Annotated in this window: 15 protein-coding genes; 9 read left to right on the top strand and 6 right to left on the bottom strand. The window is 72.3% G+C overall.

Going from position 1 to position 14,863, the window contains the following annotated elements:
• Nucleotides 1-7 precede the first annotated feature (7 nt).
• Nucleotides 8-982 (top strand): helix-turn-helix transcriptional regulator, encoded by a 975-nt coding sequence (locus ACFSKW_RS02335; RefSeq protein WP_379568578.1) that lies wholly within the window; start codon nt 8-10, stop codon nt 980-982.
• On the opposite strand, the gene ACFSKW_RS02340 is transcribed toward ACFSKW_RS02335, so the two are convergent.
• Complete coding sequence (locus ACFSKW_RS02340; RefSeq protein ID WP_379568579.1) at nt 979-1,881, bottom strand: SDR family oxidoreductase; 903 nt, start codon at nt 1,879-1,881, stop codon at nt 979-981. The two genes, ACFSKW_RS02335 and ACFSKW_RS02340, sit on opposite strands and share 4 nt — an antisense overlap.
• Nucleotides 1,882-1,959: 78 nt before the next feature.
• On the opposite strand from ACFSKW_RS02340, the gene ACFSKW_RS02345 reads away from it, so the two are divergent.
• Both ACFSKW_RS02345 and ACFSKW_RS02350 read left to right on the top strand, forming a co-directional pair.
• A complete protein-coding gene (locus tag ACFSKW_RS02345) occupies nt 1,960-2,508 on the top strand; it encodes a VOC family protein (RefSeq protein ID WP_379568581.1) in 549 nt (182 codons plus the stop codon).
• On the top strand, nt 2,508-3,158 hold the full coding sequence (locus ACFSKW_RS02350; RefSeq protein ID WP_379568582.1) for a carboxymuconolactone decarboxylase family protein: 651 nt from the start codon (nt 2,508-2,510) through the stop codon (nt 3,156-3,158). Before ACFSKW_RS02345 ends, ACFSKW_RS02350 begins: the two co-directional genes overlap by 1 nt.
• Nucleotides 3,159-3,249: 91 nt before the next feature.
• Here ACFSKW_RS02350 and ACFSKW_RS02355 read toward each other — a convergent pair whose 3' ends face one another.
• Nucleotides 3,250-3,540: a hypothetical protein gene (locus ACFSKW_RS02355; RefSeq protein ID WP_379568584.1), complete on the bottom strand. Its 291-nt coding sequence runs from the start codon at nt 3,538-3,540 to the stop codon at nt 3,250-3,252.
• Nucleotides 3,541-3,678: 138 nt separating this feature from the next.
• Between ACFSKW_RS02355 and ACFSKW_RS02360 the strand changes: the two genes are divergently transcribed.
• The 4 genes from ACFSKW_RS02360 to ACFSKW_RS02375 all read left to right on the top strand — a co-directional run bounded on the left by ACFSKW_RS02360 (nt 3,679) and on the right by ACFSKW_RS02375 (nt 7,342).
• On the top strand, nt 3,679-3,888 hold the full coding sequence (locus ACFSKW_RS02360) for a DUF3311 domain-containing protein (RefSeq protein WP_379568586.1): 210 nt from the start codon (nt 3,679-3,681) through the stop codon (nt 3,886-3,888).
• A complete protein-coding gene (gene mctP, locus ACFSKW_RS02365) occupies nt 3,885-5,498 on the top strand; it encodes a monocarboxylate uptake permease MctP (protein ID WP_379568588.1) in 1,614 nt (537 codons plus the stop codon). The genes ACFSKW_RS02360 and mctP overlap by 4 nt, the downstream gene beginning before the upstream one ends.
• A gap of 100 nt (nt 5,499-5,598) precedes the next feature.
• Nucleotides 5,599-5,898, top strand: coding sequence for a CATRA system-associated protein (locus tag ACFSKW_RS02370; RefSeq protein WP_379568590.1), 300 nt, complete (start codon nt 5,599-5,601; stop codon nt 5,896-5,898).
• Nucleotides 5,891-7,342 carry a CATRA conflict system CASPASE/TPR repeat-associated protein gene (locus ACFSKW_RS02375; protein WP_379568592.1) on the top strand — a complete coding sequence of 484 codons (1,452 nt, stop codon included), beginning with the start codon at nt 5,891-5,893 and terminating at the stop codon, nt 7,340-7,342. The genes ACFSKW_RS02370 and ACFSKW_RS02375 overlap by 8 nt, the downstream gene beginning before the upstream one ends.
• 3 nt (nt 7,343-7,345) lie before the next feature.
• On the opposite strand, the gene ACFSKW_RS02380 is transcribed toward ACFSKW_RS02375, so the two are convergent.
• Together ACFSKW_RS02380 and ACFSKW_RS02385 are read right to left on the bottom strand one after the other, a co-directional pair.
• Entirely contained in the window at nt 7,346-11,107 is a 3,762-nt protein-coding gene (locus ACFSKW_RS02380) for a CHAT domain-containing tetratricopeptide repeat protein (RefSeq protein WP_379568593.1), read from the bottom strand.
• A gap of 45 nt (nt 11,108-11,152) precedes the next feature.
• Nucleotides 11,153-11,500 (bottom strand): DUF6285 domain-containing protein, encoded by a 348-nt coding sequence (locus ACFSKW_RS02385; RefSeq protein WP_379568595.1) that lies wholly within the window; start codon nt 11,498-11,500, stop codon nt 11,153-11,155.
• A 48-nt stretch (nt 11,501-11,548) separates the two neighbouring features.
• Between ACFSKW_RS02385 and ACFSKW_RS02390 the strand changes: the two genes are divergently transcribed.
• Nucleotides 11,549-12,733, top strand: coding sequence for an acyl-CoA dehydrogenase family protein (locus ACFSKW_RS02390; protein WP_379568597.1), 1,185 nt, complete (start codon nt 11,549-11,551; stop codon nt 12,731-12,733).
• Nucleotides 12,730-13,821, top strand: coding sequence for a phosphotransferase family protein (locus ACFSKW_RS02395; protein ID WP_379568598.1), 1,092 nt, complete (start codon nt 12,730-12,732; stop codon nt 13,819-13,821). Before ACFSKW_RS02390 ends, ACFSKW_RS02395 begins: the two co-directional genes overlap by 4 nt.
• On the opposite strand, the gene ACFSKW_RS02400 is transcribed toward ACFSKW_RS02395, so the two are convergent.
• Both ACFSKW_RS02400 and ACFSKW_RS02405 read right to left on the bottom strand, forming a co-directional pair.
• Nucleotides 13,778-14,383, bottom strand: a complete 606-nt coding sequence (locus tag ACFSKW_RS02400) for a TetR/AcrR family transcriptional regulator (RefSeq protein ID WP_379568600.1) — start codon at nt 14,381-14,383, stop codon at nt 13,778-13,780. The genes ACFSKW_RS02395 and ACFSKW_RS02400 overlap by 44 nt on opposite strands.
• A 51-nt stretch (nt 14,384-14,434) precedes the next feature.
• On the bottom strand, nt 14,435-14,842 hold the full coding sequence (locus ACFSKW_RS02405; RefSeq protein WP_379568601.1) for a hypothetical protein: 408 nt from the start codon (nt 14,840-14,842) through the stop codon (nt 14,435-14,437).
• Between the last annotated feature and the right edge of the window lie 21 nt (nt 14,843-14,863).

The raw sequence follows: 14,863 nt of genomic DNA on the forward strand, positions 1-14,863 counted from the left end.
TCGGGGCGTGCGTGCCGCCCGGTTGATGTCGTTGGTGCTCCTGCTCCAGGGACGGGGCGGGATGACGGCCGCCGAGCTGGCGCAGGAGCTCGAGGTCTCCGAGCGCACCATCCACCGTGACGTGCTGGCCCTGTCGGAGGCCGGCATCCCCGTCTACGCCGACAGGGGAAGGGCGGGCGGCTACCGCCTGATCGACGGGTACCGCACCAGGCTGACCGGGCTCGACAGGGCCGAGGCCGAGGCGCTGTTCCTGTCGGGCGTGCCCGACGCGCTGCGGGACATGGGCCTGCGCGACGTCGCCGCCGCCGCCAGGCTGAAGGCCGCCGCCGCGCTCGCGCCGGGCCTGCGCGACGCGCCCTCCACCGCCGCCCAGCGCTTCCATCTGGACGCTCCGGGCTGGTTCGCCAGCGACACCCCTCCCCCCGCGTCGCTCACGCCGCTGGCCAGGGCGGTGTGGGGCGACCATCCGGTGACCGCGAGGTACAAGGGGGCCGAACGCGCCGTCGAGCCGTACGGGCTGGTGCTGAAGGCGGGTGTCTGGTACCTGGCGGGCCGCGCGGGCGAGCGCCTGCTGGTCTACCGGGTGGACCGCTTCACCGACGTGAGCGTCGAGACGGGCGCCCGCTTCGAGCGCGACCCCACCTTCGACCTGGCCGCCTTCTGGGGCGAGCGGTCGGAGCAGTTCACCCGCTCCCTGCTCAGAACCCGGATCACGCTGCGCCTGTCCCCGACGGGACTGCGGATGCTGCGGCACGTGGCCGACCCCGCCGCGGTGGCCGAGGCGCAGGCGTCGGCCACCGAGGACGGCACGGTGGTGCTGGCGGTCGAGTCGCTGGGCGTCGCCTACACCCAGGTCCTGGCCTTCGGTCCCGAGGCCGAGGTGCTCGAACCGGCCGAGCTGCGCGAGCTCATGACGAAGGCGGCGGGCCGGCTGTCGGCCCTGTACGGGCTCGGCGACCCGAACCCGTCCGCCTCCGGCTAGCGGAAGTCGGCGGGGTCGGCGGTCATGCCGGCCTCGCGGACCTCGACGATCCAGCGCCACACGTCGGGCCTGCTGCCGTCCAGGTCGGTGAAGCCGTACTCCTTGGCCAGCTCTCCGCTGGATACCGAGGAGCCCGACCAGCGCATCACGTCGGGGTCGGCGGCCATGGCGGCCACGGCCCTGCCGGTGAAAGCCGGAGTTTCGGACAGCACGAAATCCTCATGGACCCTGGCCCCATCACGCCAGTTCTCCTCCGTGACGCCGAAGTTCTCCAACATCATCTCCGAGCGCAGGAAGCCCGGCGTGATCGCCACCGCGGCGCAATCGTGCGGGCGCAGCTCGTGCGACTGCGCGAAGGCCAGCCTGTTCACCGCGCTCTTGGCCAGGTCGTAGAAGATCGAGTTGCGGTAGTGGGTCCTGTTGTAGTCCGCCGTGCCGTCGGTGACCTCGACGACGAGCCCGCCGGGCCTGCGGATCAGCAGCGGCAGCGCGTGGTGGCTGGTGATGAGGTGGGTGTCGATCGCCAGTCGCAACAGCTTCAGCCCGTTGTCCAGATCGTGCTCCCACACCGGGGTGTCCCAGGCCCACAGCCCTTCGGCGCCCCAGATGTCGTTGACCAGCACGTCGAGCCGGCCCTGCTCGCGATCGATCCGCTCGACCAGCTCCTTGACCTGGGCGGGGTCCAGGTGGTCGGTCCGTACGGCGACGCCCTTGCCGCCGGCCTCGGTGACCAGCTCGGCGGTCTCCTCGATCGTCTCGGCCCTGTCCATCTCCGAGCGCCGCTCGCGGGTGCTGCGTCCTGTGCAGTAGACCGTGGCGCCGACCGCTCCCAGCTGGACGGCGATGCCCCTGCCCGTTCCCCTTGTGGCGCCCGTGACCAGCGCGACTTTTCCGTTCATGGAACGATCGTCGCGCGAAAGCCCGACACCTTCTGTCATGTTTTCGGCGAGCCCCCCTGTGATAAGTAGTTGATTACTATGAACAGCGAATTCGAGCTCCGCGGCGTCAACCACGTCGCGCTGGTCTGCTCGGACATGAAGCAGACCGTCGACTTCTACTCCGGCGTCCTCGGCATGCCGCTGATCAAGACGATCGAGCTGCCCATGGGGTGGGGGCAGCACTTCTTCTTCGACTGCGGCGGCGGCAACGCGCTGGCGTTCTTCTGGTTCCCCGACGCGCCCGACGGGGTTCCGGGCGTCTCCGCGCCGAAGAACCTGCCGGACAGGGGCGAGCTGCTGTCGGCCGTCGGGTCGATGAACCATCTCGCCTTCGACGTGCCGCCGGAGAAGATCGAGGAGTACAGGGACCGGCTGGTCGCCAAGGGCGTCGACGTCGGCGTGCTGCTCAACCACGACGACAGCGAGTTCGGCGTCGCTCCCGACGTGCACGAGGGCGTGTTCGTCAGGTCCATCTACTTCAAGGACCCCGACGGGGTCCTCATCGAGTTCGCCTGCTGGCTGCGCGAGCTCGACCGCCCGGGCGACGTACGGCACGAGCCGAAGACCGCCGCCGACAGGACGGTCTGATGCCGCGCCTTCGCCAGGTGCCTCGCGACGAGGTGAGCGACGAGGTCGTGGCCTTCTTCTACGACCGGCTGCTGACGCCCGAGGGCACCGCGACCGGCTCGCCCGGCGACTGGTGGACGGTGTTCGCGCAGGAACCGGCGATCTTCCGGCACTGCGTGAAGGGCTTCCAGCTCTATCGCGAGTCGAAGCTGGACCCGGTGCTGCGCGAGCTGGGCCAGACCAGGGCCGGATGGGCGCGGCAGTCGCAGTTCGTCTACTCCCAGCACTGCAAGCAGATGCGCGCGCTCGGCGTGCCGGAGGAGAAGGTGCGCGCGGTCGCGCACTGGCAGGTCAGCGACGTGTTCGACGAGCTGGAGCGGGCCGTGCTCGCCTACACCGACGGCCTGGTGCTCGACGGCGGCCGTGTGCACGACGAGGTCTTCGCGGTACTGAAGAGGCACCTGCCCGACGGGCAGATCCTCGAGCTGACCTACGTGACCTGTCTGTACGAGATGCACGCGACCATGGCCAGGGCGCTGCGGCTGGAGTTCGACGACCGCCCCGATCCGATCACCGAGGTTCCCGCCCCCGAGGGGTACGGCACCCGCGACATCGCCGACGAGCTGACCGTTCGGCGCGGGGACTCTACCGTTCGGCGAAAGGAGACCTGACCGAAACAGTTACATATTTACAGTGCCGGGCAACGGAAGGGAGAAGGCATTGCCCGGCGACAACCGCGATCGCAGCCACTGGTATCGGCTGTCACCCCGTCCTTCTCCTGACGTTCCGCTCCGACGCCGGCCGACCCCGGCCGTCCGGATCACCGCGGCCCTGCCGGCTCCGGCCCGCCTTCGTCAGCCGCGGCGTCGCGACCGTCGGCGCGGCGCCGTTCACCCCGCCCGTCAAGCCGGTGCCCACCCGCGTGATCATCCCGCGGACGCCGCGCGACCTGGTCGCCGCGGTCGCCGTCACGCTCGCGGCCAGGGCGGCGAAGGCTCCCGACGGCCGCGCGCGAGCCGCCCCGATCGGCACACCGCCGACGGGGGCGATCACCGGTCACCGACCTGGACCTCGCCGTGTCCACATGGTGAGACGGCCCAGTTTAGGCCAAACCGTAATGTCTCAGTAATTGGGATTAATTACTGGGAAACGTTAGTGTGCGGGAATCTTACTCACGTTCCGGAGGATCTCTTGGTCACCCCCGAATCCGGGCAGAAGCGCACCGACCGCAGTCCATGGAACTGGCTGCTGTTCGTGCCGATCGTGCTGCCGCTGCTGACGTTCCTGTTCAACTCCGACGGGCCGAGGGTGGCGGGCTTCCCGCTGTTCTACTGGCTCCAGCTGGCCTTCATCCTCGTCGGCGTGACCTGCACGACCATCGTCTACAGGATGACCAAGTGACCGGGCACACGACCGAGCTGGTCGTCTTCGTCGCGCTGTTCCTGGTGGTCAGCGGCATGGGCTTCGTGGCCGCCAGGTGGCGCAGGCCCGACAACATCGAGAGCCTGCACGAGTGGGGCCTCGGCGGGCGCAACTTCGGGACCTGGATCACCTGGTTCCTGGTGGGCGGCGACCTCTACACCGCCTACACCTTCGTGGCCGTGCCCGCCCTGGTCTTCGGCGCCGGAGCGCTCGGCTTCTACGCCCTGCCGTACACGGTGGTGGTCTACCCGCTGGTCTTCCTCGTGCTGGCGCGCATGTGGTCGGTGTCGCACGTGCACGGCTTCGTCACACCCGCCGACTTCGTCAGGGCGCGGTTCGGCTCCCCGACGCTGGCGCTGCTGATCGCCATCACCGGCCTCATCGCCACCATGCCCTACATCGCGCTGCAGCTGGTCGGCATCGAGGCGGTGCTGAAGGCCATGGGCATCACAGGACACCTGCCGATCATCATCGCGTTCGCGATCCTGGCCGCCTACACCTACCAGTCGGGCCTGCGGGCGCCGGCGCTCATCGCCTTCGTCAAGGACACGCTGATCTACGTCGTGATCCTGGCGGCGGTCATCTACATCCCCGCCAAGCTCGGCGGCTGGGGCAGCATCTTCGACGCCGCGGCGGCCAAGTTCGCCAAGACCCCGGCGCAGAACGACGGCATCCTGCTCACCGGCGCCAACCAGCTGCAGTACATCACGCTGGCCTTCGGCTCGGCGCTGGCGCTGTTCCTCTACCCGCACAGCCTCACCGGCGTGCTGGCCTCCAAGAACCGCAACGTCATCAAGCGGAACATGTCGGCGCTGCCCGCCTACAGCTTCCTGCTCGGCCTGATCGCCCTGCTCGGCTTCATGGCGATCGCGGCGAACACCAAGCCGGTCGTCAACCCCGCCACCGGCAAGCCCGACACCAACACGATCGTGCCCGTGCTGTTCGACCAGATGTTCCCCGACTGGTTCACCGGCGTGGCCTACGCGGCGATCGGCATCGGCGCGCTGGTGCCCGCGGCGATCATGTCGATCGCGGCGGCGAACCTGTTCACCCGCAACATCTACAAGGAGTACATCAACAAGAACGCCTCCGACGCGCAGGAGGCCAAGGTCTCCAAACTGGTCTCGCTGGTCGTCAAGGTGGGCGCGGTGCTGTGCATCCTGCTGCTCGACCCGCAGTTCTCCATCGACCTCCAGCTCATCGGCGGCGTGATCATCCTGCAGACGCTGCCCTCGGTGGCGCTGGGTCTCTACACCCGGTGGTTCCACAAGGGCGGCCTCATCGCCGGCTGGGCGACGGGCCTCGCGGCCGGCATGTGGATGCTCTACCTCATCCCGAACCCGGCCAACGGCAAGCTGCACTTCGGCGGGTCGGCGTTCCCGCTGAAGAACTTCGGCTTCGACACCACGATGACGATCTACGCGGGTGCGATCGCGCTGACCGTCAACCTCGTGGTCGCCGCGGTGGCCACGCTGATCCTGCGCGCGGCCAAGGTGGCCGACGGCGAGGACGCCACCTCCCCCTCGGAGTACTTCGCCGACGAGGGCGACCCGCGGGTCAAGGACCTGGACCTGTCCGGCTCCCACTGATCCTTCTCCGCGTGAGCGACAGGTGAGGCGGCCACGTGATCCGTGGCCGCCTCACGCGTTCGTCTGGAGTCAGACGATCTACGGCTCTACGATGGCGACCATGAACCGGGCGAGCGTGGTGACGACGCTGCGGGCCATCGCCCGATACCGGCTCTCCGAAGCCCGGTGGGCGCGCGTGGACACGGCGCTCGGCGCGATGGAGGAGGCGTTGCGGGCCGGGGATCGGGAGCGGCTCGCGCGGGCCGTACGGGAGCTGGCGCTGATCGGACCCGTGCGCATCAGCACCAGATACGGCGACCCGCCGCGGGTGCCCGCCCCCGAGGAGACCAGGGAGCGGCTGAACCGGCTGATCCTCACCTTCGGCGCGGATGAGGACGAGGAGCCCGCGCAGGATGGATGAGCGGGCGCTGGTCGTCCACCTGTTCGCGCCCGCAGGCCAGTCCGCCGGGCCGCTGGAGAGGCTGTGGCGCGACCTCGGTGACCGGCTCGGCATGACCTGGTCGATCCCCGAGCTCGGGCCGTACGAACTGCGGCTGGACGAGCCACGGCTGGCGGGTCCGCCCCGCGCCCGCGTGCTGGCGGCGCGGCAGTCGAGGTCGCGGTCGGAGATCGTCCAGGCGGTGGTGTGGCACCGGCACGACGTACTGGCGTTACTGGTGGCGCTGGCGCCGCCGCCCCAGGACGGGACCGGCTGGGCCGAGCTGGAGGCGCGGTGGGCGGAGGTGGCGGGTGACACCTCGGCGTGGGCGCTGGGCGAGGCCCGCCTGCTGACCTGCGTGGCTCCTAGCCTGGACACCCCCGTCGACGAGGTTCCCGACGGCTTCGCCGCCGAGGGCGTGCGCCTGACGGCCGGCGTGCACACGGTGCTCATGGAGGAGGCAGGCGCCGAAGCGCGGGCGCTGCGCAGGTTCTTCGTGGTCGCCGCGGACGAGCAGCGGGCCGCGTCGGACGCGTGGCTGTGGTCGCGCGGCACCGACGACTTCCCCCCTCTGGCCGCGCACCTGCTGCACGCGGCCAAGGTCAGGCACCAGCTGAGGACGCGTGAGGGCTTCGACGCCGACCGCCTGCTCGGGCTGGCCGACGAGACGCTGAGACGCCGTCCCTGCGGCGCCGCCGCGGCCGACGATCTGGTGTCCGCGCGCAGGCGCCTGTCGTCGCTGCTGGCGGGACCGGACGGTCTCACGCTCGCCGTGACCAAGACGCGCGAGATGGAGCGGACCGTGCAGATCGCCGCCGCGAACATGCGCCAGGCCGCCGCAGGGCTCGAGCGCGAGCCTGGACCGCTCCGCGGCGACCTGGAGCTGGCCGGATGGCTGGAGCAGCGGCTGGCCGACGACCTGCTGTACCTGGAGGCGACCCGGGAGCGGGTGCGCGACGCGCTCGCCGAGGCGATCCAGGCGGCCGACGAGGCCGTGCAGGACCGGCGCGAACGGCTCCAGCGCAGGGAGGAGGCGGTGCAGCGGCGACGCGAGCGGATCGACCTGCTGCAGACCGCCGTGATCGGCTCGGTGCTGATGGTGCTGGCCGCCGTCCAGGCGTTCGAGTACCGGGTGCCGCTGCCGGGTCCCGTCACGCCCGCCGTGATCGCGATGCTGGGATCGCTGGCGTTGCTGCTGGCCACCGTGACGCTCTGGCGGGCCGCCGACCAGGGTCGCGGGGCCGCGGTGGCGGTGCGGGTGTTCGGCGGGCTGGCGTGCGCGGCCCTGGCGTGGGTGGCCTGCGCGACGCTCGCCCATCTCGTCGCGGGCGCCGCGGCGCCGGTCTGGCTGACGTGGACGGTGGCCGTGCCCGCCTTCGGCCTGGGCTTCTTCGGCGCGGGGCCGTACCTGGTCAGGCCCCGCTGACCTTCATGGGCCGATGTGGGTGAACGGCGCCCACAGGACGGGGGCGTCGGGATGGCGCTCGCGCAGCGCCCTGACGGCCAGGTGGAGTCCGAGCGCTGCCGCGCGCGGGTCGGGTTCGCGGGTGCCGCCCGAGGTCATCATCGCGTAGACGTCCTCCACCAGGCCCGGAGCGTGCAGGTCGGCGATCGGCCACAGCGTGCCGATCACGCTGGGGTACCCGGCCAGCTGCACGGTCGCCGCCAGGCTCACGCACTCGTCGGCCAGCAGGTCGCCGCCACGCGAGGTCTCGCACCCGCTGAGGAAGGCGAACTCGGCCCTGTCGAGGCGGGTGGCGGCCAGCTCCCTGACCGTCAGCGGGCCGTCGTGCAGCACCAGCCGCCCCTCCGACGGCGCGGCGGGATCCTGCTCGGCGTGGCAGGCGAAGTGCACCCACGGGCTGGAGGGCAGGGCGTCGAGGACGGCGGCGCGCACCGCGTCGGCCCCGACCAGGGGGAGCGTGTCCCTCAGCATCCGCCGTACCGCCTCGCCCTCGCGCTCGGCGCCCGGCAGGTCGTCCTCGCCCGGCGTGCTCGGCAGCGCGACCAGCAGCGGGCGGCCCTCGGCGTGCGGCCCCGCATCCTCGCGGGCGTGCGCGAGGGCGCGCAGGGTCGGGGTGTAGGAGGAGACGGCGACGTCGAGCGCGACCGCGTGCAGCGGGAGCAGCGACAGTGCGCCCGTGGGGCACCACCACAGGCGGGGCCAGGCGCCCTGCGGCTGCGCGTGCAGGCCGAGGGCGGCCAGGACGGGGCGGCCGACCCGTTCGGCGAGCCAGTCGAGGGTGGCGGGGACGCGGTCGAGGAGGCCTGGGTCGGGGTCGTCGTCGTGGGCGTAGGCGTCGAGCGCCTCGACGAAGGCCGCGGCGGTCTCGGCCACGGCTTGCGCGCGCAGGCCTGGCAGCGGGACGAGCCCGACGCCTTCGGCGGTGACGACGAGGGCGTCGCAGCGGTGGTCGCTGACGTTCACCACGACCACGGGACCGTCCTGCGCGGCGGCGCGCAGCCTCGCGAAGGGCGGGGGGAGCAGGAAGTCGGCCAGCCCCGGCAGCGCCCTGATCTCGGCGAGCGTCTCCTCCCGCTCGCGGGCGAGCACGTGACGCCTGTCGAGGTCCTCCACGGTGTCGAGTCCGTCCTGGATCTCCACGAGCCTGGCGGCCAGCGACGGAGCGCGGCGCTCGAGCTCGTCATGGACCGGGCGCGCGTCGATGATCTGGGCGAGCAGCACTCCCCTGCCCTGCTCGAGCAGTTCGACCGCGCGCTCGGGCCGACCTGCGGCGATCGCGCAGGCGGCGGCGTCAGCGGCGAGCCCCTGGAACTCGGCCAGCGCCCGCTCCTGGTCCTGCCGCGCCATGCCGCGCCATGCCGCCGCGTCGAGCAGCCCGACCGCCGTGGCGAAGGCGTCGGCCGCGGCGGCGGGGCCCTCGTGCTCGGCCACGAACGCGCCCCACCGCATGGCCACGCCCGCCCGCCACGCGGGGGCGGCGGTGGCGACGGCGGCGGACGCGGCGAACTGCTCGACCGCCTCGGCCCTGTCGCGTTCGTCGCCCGAACGTTCCCATCTGTCGGCCAGCGCCTCGGCCAGGTGCAGCCGCGATATCGACAGCACGGGCTCGTCCTCCACCGCGCCGTCGACGGCCTCGCGCAGCGCGCGCACGGCCCGATCGAGCTGTCTGCCCTTGCCGGTCAGCAGCGAACGCAGGCGCAGCGCCATGCCGAGCTGTCCTGCCGCCCTGGCCCTGGCCCGCGTCCCCGCGGGCGCCTTTCGGACGAGCTCCTGAAGGATGGCGACGGCCTCGTCGAGCAGCTCGGTCCGCTGGAGCCTGCGCCTGGCGACCAGGCCCTGCACCGACGGCGGCTCGTCGTCCCGCAGCAGCGACAGCGTGAGCGCCCGCCGCTCGTCGGCCGTCAGCGTGGCGTCCTCCAGCTGCACGAACAGCAGCAGGAGCGCGGTGGCCAGCCCGATCGCCGCCCCCGTGTTGGCGGCGGGGGCCGCGGCGGCGGCCGCCCGCGTCACCTCGACCGCCTCTTGCAGCGCCTCAGGCGTGTCCTGCCTGGTCAGCGCCCTGCCGAGGTTGGTGAGGATCATGTGGCGGTGCACATGGCCCTTGGGCGCCAGTTCGAGTGCGCGCCGGTAGGCGCCGATCGCCTCCTCCAGCGCCTCCCGCTCCCCCGTCCTGTCGAACCGCATGACCAGCACGGTCGCCAGCGCCGACGTCCACCCGCCCCTGTGCGGGTGCATCGGCGGGGTGAGGGCCACGCACTCGCGCATGACGGCGATCGCCTCGTCCAGGTCGGCGACCGAGCCGGTCATCTCGTGCCTGCGGCCGAGAGCGGTGCCGAGGTTGGCCAGGTACAGCGGCCGGTAGGCGTGGTCGGCCGGCGTGGCGTCAACGGCGGCCCTGTCGCCCTCGACGGAGGCGTCGAGGTCGGCGCGCCTGCCCCATCGCTCGTAGGCGGCGAACCGGGCGGCGGCCAGCCCGGTCAGCGCGATGGCGCGCTCGGGGTGGTCGGACGCGGTCCGCTCGACGGCCTGCCGGTAGACGTCCGTCAGCCGCCTCAGCAGGGCGTCGCCGCCTTCGGCACCGTGCTTCAGCGCCAGCGCGTTGCCGAGGTTGGCCAGGTAGAGGCCGCGCTCGGGATGATCGGCGGGCGCGGCGTCCACCGCCTGGTCGAGCACGGCGATCACCTCGTCCACGCCGCCCAGCTCGCCCGACCACTCCATCCGCTGGCCCAGCATCCTGCCGAGGTTCGTCAGGAGCGCGGGCCTGCCTGGATGTCCCTGCGGAGCCTCGGCGAGCGCGTCGCGCAGCATGGCGATCGCGCCGTCGACGTCCTCGATCCTGCCCGACTCCATGGCCTGCGCGACGATCCCGCTCCCCAGATCGCCGAGTACGGCGGCGCGCAGCCCCGCTCCCGTGGTGCCCTGCTGCCGTAGCGACCCGAAGATCTCGCGCATCGCCGCCAGTTGCTCTTCGTCGAGTGAGGGCGGCTCGCCGTACAGGAGGGCGCCCGCGATCAGATGGATCTCCCTGCGCATCGGTTCGGGGACTCCGGGCAGTCCCGCGCGGATGGTGTCGAGAGCACGCCCGAGTTCCTCCCGCGCGCCCGGCTCGTCGGAGACCAGCACGAGCGCGGCGGCGAGCTTGGCGGTCCTGAACAGGAAGTAGGAGTCGTCCGCAGGGGTGGCGGCCACCACCGCGCGCAGCTTCACGGCGTGTTCGCGCAGGTCGGCCACCTCGCCGTCGCGGACGTAGCGCTGCCTGTGGGCCTCCGCGTGGTTGCTGAGCGCGAGGACGGCGAGCGGGTCGCCGTCGGGCAGCAGCGCGACCGCCTCGCCGAACAGATCGGCCGCCTGGTCGAGGTGCTCGGGCGGGCCGCCGACGCGGAAGTCGTTCATCAGGACGATGCCCCTGCTCGTGCGCGCCCTGCCCGCCGCCGGATGGCCTGGAGGAGCGGCCCTGACCGCCCTGGCCTGCAGGGCGAGCGCCTCGTCCAGCAGCGCCCTGTCATCCGTGGAGTCGAAGGTCCTGGACAGGATGTCCCCCAGATCCGACAGCCGCTCGGGAAAGCCGGGGTCGTTCTCGGGGGTGAGCGCGAGCGCCCTGCGCAGGGCCGCCGCCGCCCGTTCCAGTGCCCTGATGTCGCCGGTCTGCGCGAACCTCGCCGCCTGCGCGGCCCCCTCCGCCACGGCCGCGCGCGCTCGCGCCGCTCTGAACCCGCCCACGTTCATGGTGACAGCGTGCGCCACACGGGCCGTTCGCGCCTGAGTATCGGGCTACTCAGCGTGCCCGGGATTGGCCACGGCCAGCTTGTCCCGCACGATCTCGGCGAGCACGTCGAGCAGCGCTCCGCCTTCGGGGTCGCCTTCGAGGTCGCCCTCGCGGACCGCCCTGGCCAGCTCGGCGTCGTCGGCGACGCCCAGCGACGCCAGGCGTTCGGCGTGGGAGGCGGCCTGCGAGGGCCCGAGCTCGATCTCGCGCTCGACCATGCCGAGGACGTTGATCGCCACTCTGGTGTGGAAGCGCACCCGTCCCTCCACCGCGGGCAGCACGTCCGCCTGCAGGAACTCGCGGACGGCCGCGACGAGCTGAGCGGCCGTGGGCAGGTCGTGCGGAGCACTCATAAGGAACCCCTTATTGACCGAGCAACGAATTTCGGTTGTGATCCTGCCATGAGCTTCGCCGTGCCCGACAGCGTCAGGCGGGTTCGCGACGCCGTCCACGCGTTCATGACCGAGCGGGTGGAGCCCGCCGAGCCCGGCCTGCTGAACGACGACGGCTCGCTACTGGCGCGGCTGCAGCGGGAGGCGAAGAAGGAGGGCCTCTGGGCGCTCGGGCACCCCCGCGAGCTCGGCGGCGGCGGGCTTCCGTTCCTGGACTACGTCTACGTCAACGAGGTGCAGGGGCGCAGCGAGTTCGGGCAGCTGGTGCTCGGCACCTTCACCCTGCAGGACTCGCTGATGCTGCACGAGCACGCCTCCTCCGAGCAGCGGGAGCGGTACCTGGAGCCGCTGGTGCGCGGCGAGATCTGGCCGAGCTTCGCGATGACCGAGCCGCTGGTGTCCAGCAGCGACCCGACCCAGCTGCGCACCGAGGCGGTGCTCGACGGCGACGAGTGGGTGATCAACGGGCACAAGTGGTTCACCACGGGCGCGTCGCGGGCGGCGTACACGACCGTGATGTGCAGGACCGAGCCTGAGGGCGCGCCGCCGCACCTGGCGTTCTCGATGATCCTGGTGCCGACGGACACCCCCGGGTACACGATCGTGCGCGAGACTCCGGTGCTCGGACTGTCGGGCGGGCACTGCGAGGTCCGCTACGACGACGTGCGGGTACCCGCGGCCAGCCTGCTCGGGCCGCGCGGGCACGGTTTCGTGATCGCGCAGCGGCGGCTCGGCCCAGGGCGGATCTTCCACTGCATGCGCTGGCTGGGGCAGGCGCAGCGGGCCTTCGACCTGATGTGCGGGCGCCTGCACACGCGGTCGGCCTTCGGCGAGCCGCTGGCGCGCAAGCAGCTGATGCGCCGGCATGTCTTCGACTCCTACGCCGAGATCCAGTCGGCGCGGCTGCTGACGCTGCACGCGGCGCACGCGCTGGACGCGGGCGAGGACGCGCGCGTGGAGATCGGGGCGATCAAGGTGGTGGGCGCGCGGATGCTGCACAACGTGATCGACAGGGCCATCCAGGTGTACGGCGCGGCGGGCCTGACCCCTGACACGCCGCTGGACAGGATGTACCGGCACGCCAGGGCAGGCCGGATCTACGACGGGCCGGACGAGGTGCACGTCGACTCGGTGGGGCGGCGGATCCTGGGGGCCTACACGAGCGGGGGGACCTGGGAGTTCGGGCTTCGATGATCGCGCAGATCGTGGCGGAGGTGTTCGGGCGGGGGTGCGAGATCCCCGCGCGTGCCCGGCTGTCGGGCGGGGCGTCGAGGGCGATGTGGGCGGTGGACGTGCGCGACCCGGCGGGACGGCTGCACGAGCTGGTCATCCGGCTCTCCCCCGCCACCGCGGGGACGGTCCTCTCTCCCGCGGAGGGGCCGGCGGTCGCGCCTCGGGAGGGTGCGGGCGGGCTGGGGCTCGGGCCGCTCGACGAGGCGCGGCTGCTGCGGGCGGCCGCGGCGGCCGGCGTGCCGGTGCCCGAGGTGGTCGCGGCGGCCGGGCCGTACCTGGTGATGCGCAGGATCGAGGGCGAGACGATTCCCAGGAGGATCCTGCGCGACGACCTCTACAGGGAGGCCAGGCCCAAGCTGGCCGCCCAGTGCGGGCAGGCGCTCGCGGCGGTGCACAGGATGCCGCTCGACGCCGTGGACCCTTCCGTGGATCAGACGGTGGCCGGGGCCGTACCGGATGACCCGCTGGCCGCGTGGCGGGAGGTGCTCGATCTCACCGGGCAACCGCACCCGGTCTTCGAGCTCGCCTTCCGCGAGCTGGCCCGCACCAGGCCCGGCGGCTCCAGGACCACCGTCGTGCACGGCGACTTCCGCAACGGCAATCTCATCGTCGGGCCCGAGGGCCTCAGGGCGGTGCTGGACTGGGAACTGGCCCACGTGGGCGACCCGGTGGAGGACCTGGGCTGGCTGTGCGTGAAGGCGTGGCGGTTCGGCGCGCGACCGCCCGTCGGCGGGTTCGGCGAGTACGACGACCTGCTCGCCGCCTACGAGCGGGCCTCAGGTCACCGCGTCGACAGGGACGCGTTGCGCTGGTGGGAGATGTTCGGCGTGCTGAAGTGGGGGATCATCTGCGTCACGCAGGCCATGCGCCATCTGGGCGGGTCGACGCGTTCGGTGGAGCTGGCGGCGATCGGCAGACGCGTCTGCGAGACCGAGTGGGACCTGCTCGAACTCCTGCGTGCAAGGCCCGCCCCCGCCGCCCGGGACAGGCCGGTCTCCAGGCCGCTCAGGTCCGTCGCGCGCGGGAGACGGCCGCGCTCCGCGGGGTGAAGGCGGCCACGATCACGTCGACCAGCCCGTCCACCACCTGCGCGCGCTCGACCTCCGGGTGTTCGAGCCACCAGTCGCCGGTCGTCTGGACCATGCCGACGAAGGCGTGGCCGAGGATCTGCGCGCGCACGGGGTCGGCCACGACCTCCTCGTCCGCCAGCACCCCTCCCAGTTCCTCGCCGAGACCGCGCACCAGCGCCGTCATGTGGGATCGGACGCTGGTGTCCTCGGCGCTGGCCCGGTGGAACAGGAACCGGTAGAGGTTGAGGTTGGCCGAGATGAGGTCGAGGTAGATCTCGATGGCGGCGCGGGCGCGGCGGCGCGGGTCGGTCCTGGCCCTGTCGAACTCGGAACGCAGCTGCGAGATGACCCTGCGCACGTGGCGGTCGGCCAGCGCCTGGTACAGGCCGCTCTTGTCGCCGAAGTGGCGGTAGAGGATCGGCTTGGTGATCCCGGCCTCCGCGGCGATGGCCGCCATCGACACCTCGGGCCCCTCACGCAGGATGGCTCGGTCGGCGGCGTCGAGCAGCGCCTTGCGCCGATCGGGGTCCCTGCCGTTCACTGGGCCAGGATAGCCCCGCCCACCTCGGCGTCCACCGGGTGAAGGCCGCCGTCAACGCCACCTGGCGGGGAAGGCGGCGGAGGCGAGCAGCAGGGCGCCGACCACCAGCGGCAGTCCCGTCACTCCCGACACCACGCCGGGGGCCTCGGCCGTACCGGTGAGCGACTCGATCGGCGGCAGCGCGCCCACGACGGGCGTCGCGGCCCACGGGGCCACGGCGAACAGCGCGCCGAGCACGGCCAGCGGCAGCCCGCACACCAGCGCGGCGAGCGGCGAGAGCCACCGCCCGTGGGCCAGCACTCCGGCGACGGCCACGACCGCCGCCAGGCAGGCGATCCCGCGCAGGTCCGGCCGCTGCAGCGTGTAGCAGGAGCGCAGTGCCACCGCGCCCGCCTCGGTCAGGTAGTGGACGACGGGAAGCGCGGCCAACCCGGTCACCGCTCCGATCACATGACGCACCCTCCGAGGTTAGGGTCGGAT

It is taken from the genome of Nonomuraea mangrovi, from assembly GCF_042681425.1.
Lineage (GTDB): Bacteria > Actinomycetota > Actinomycetes > Streptosporangiales > Streptosporangiaceae > Nonomuraea > Nonomuraea mangrovi.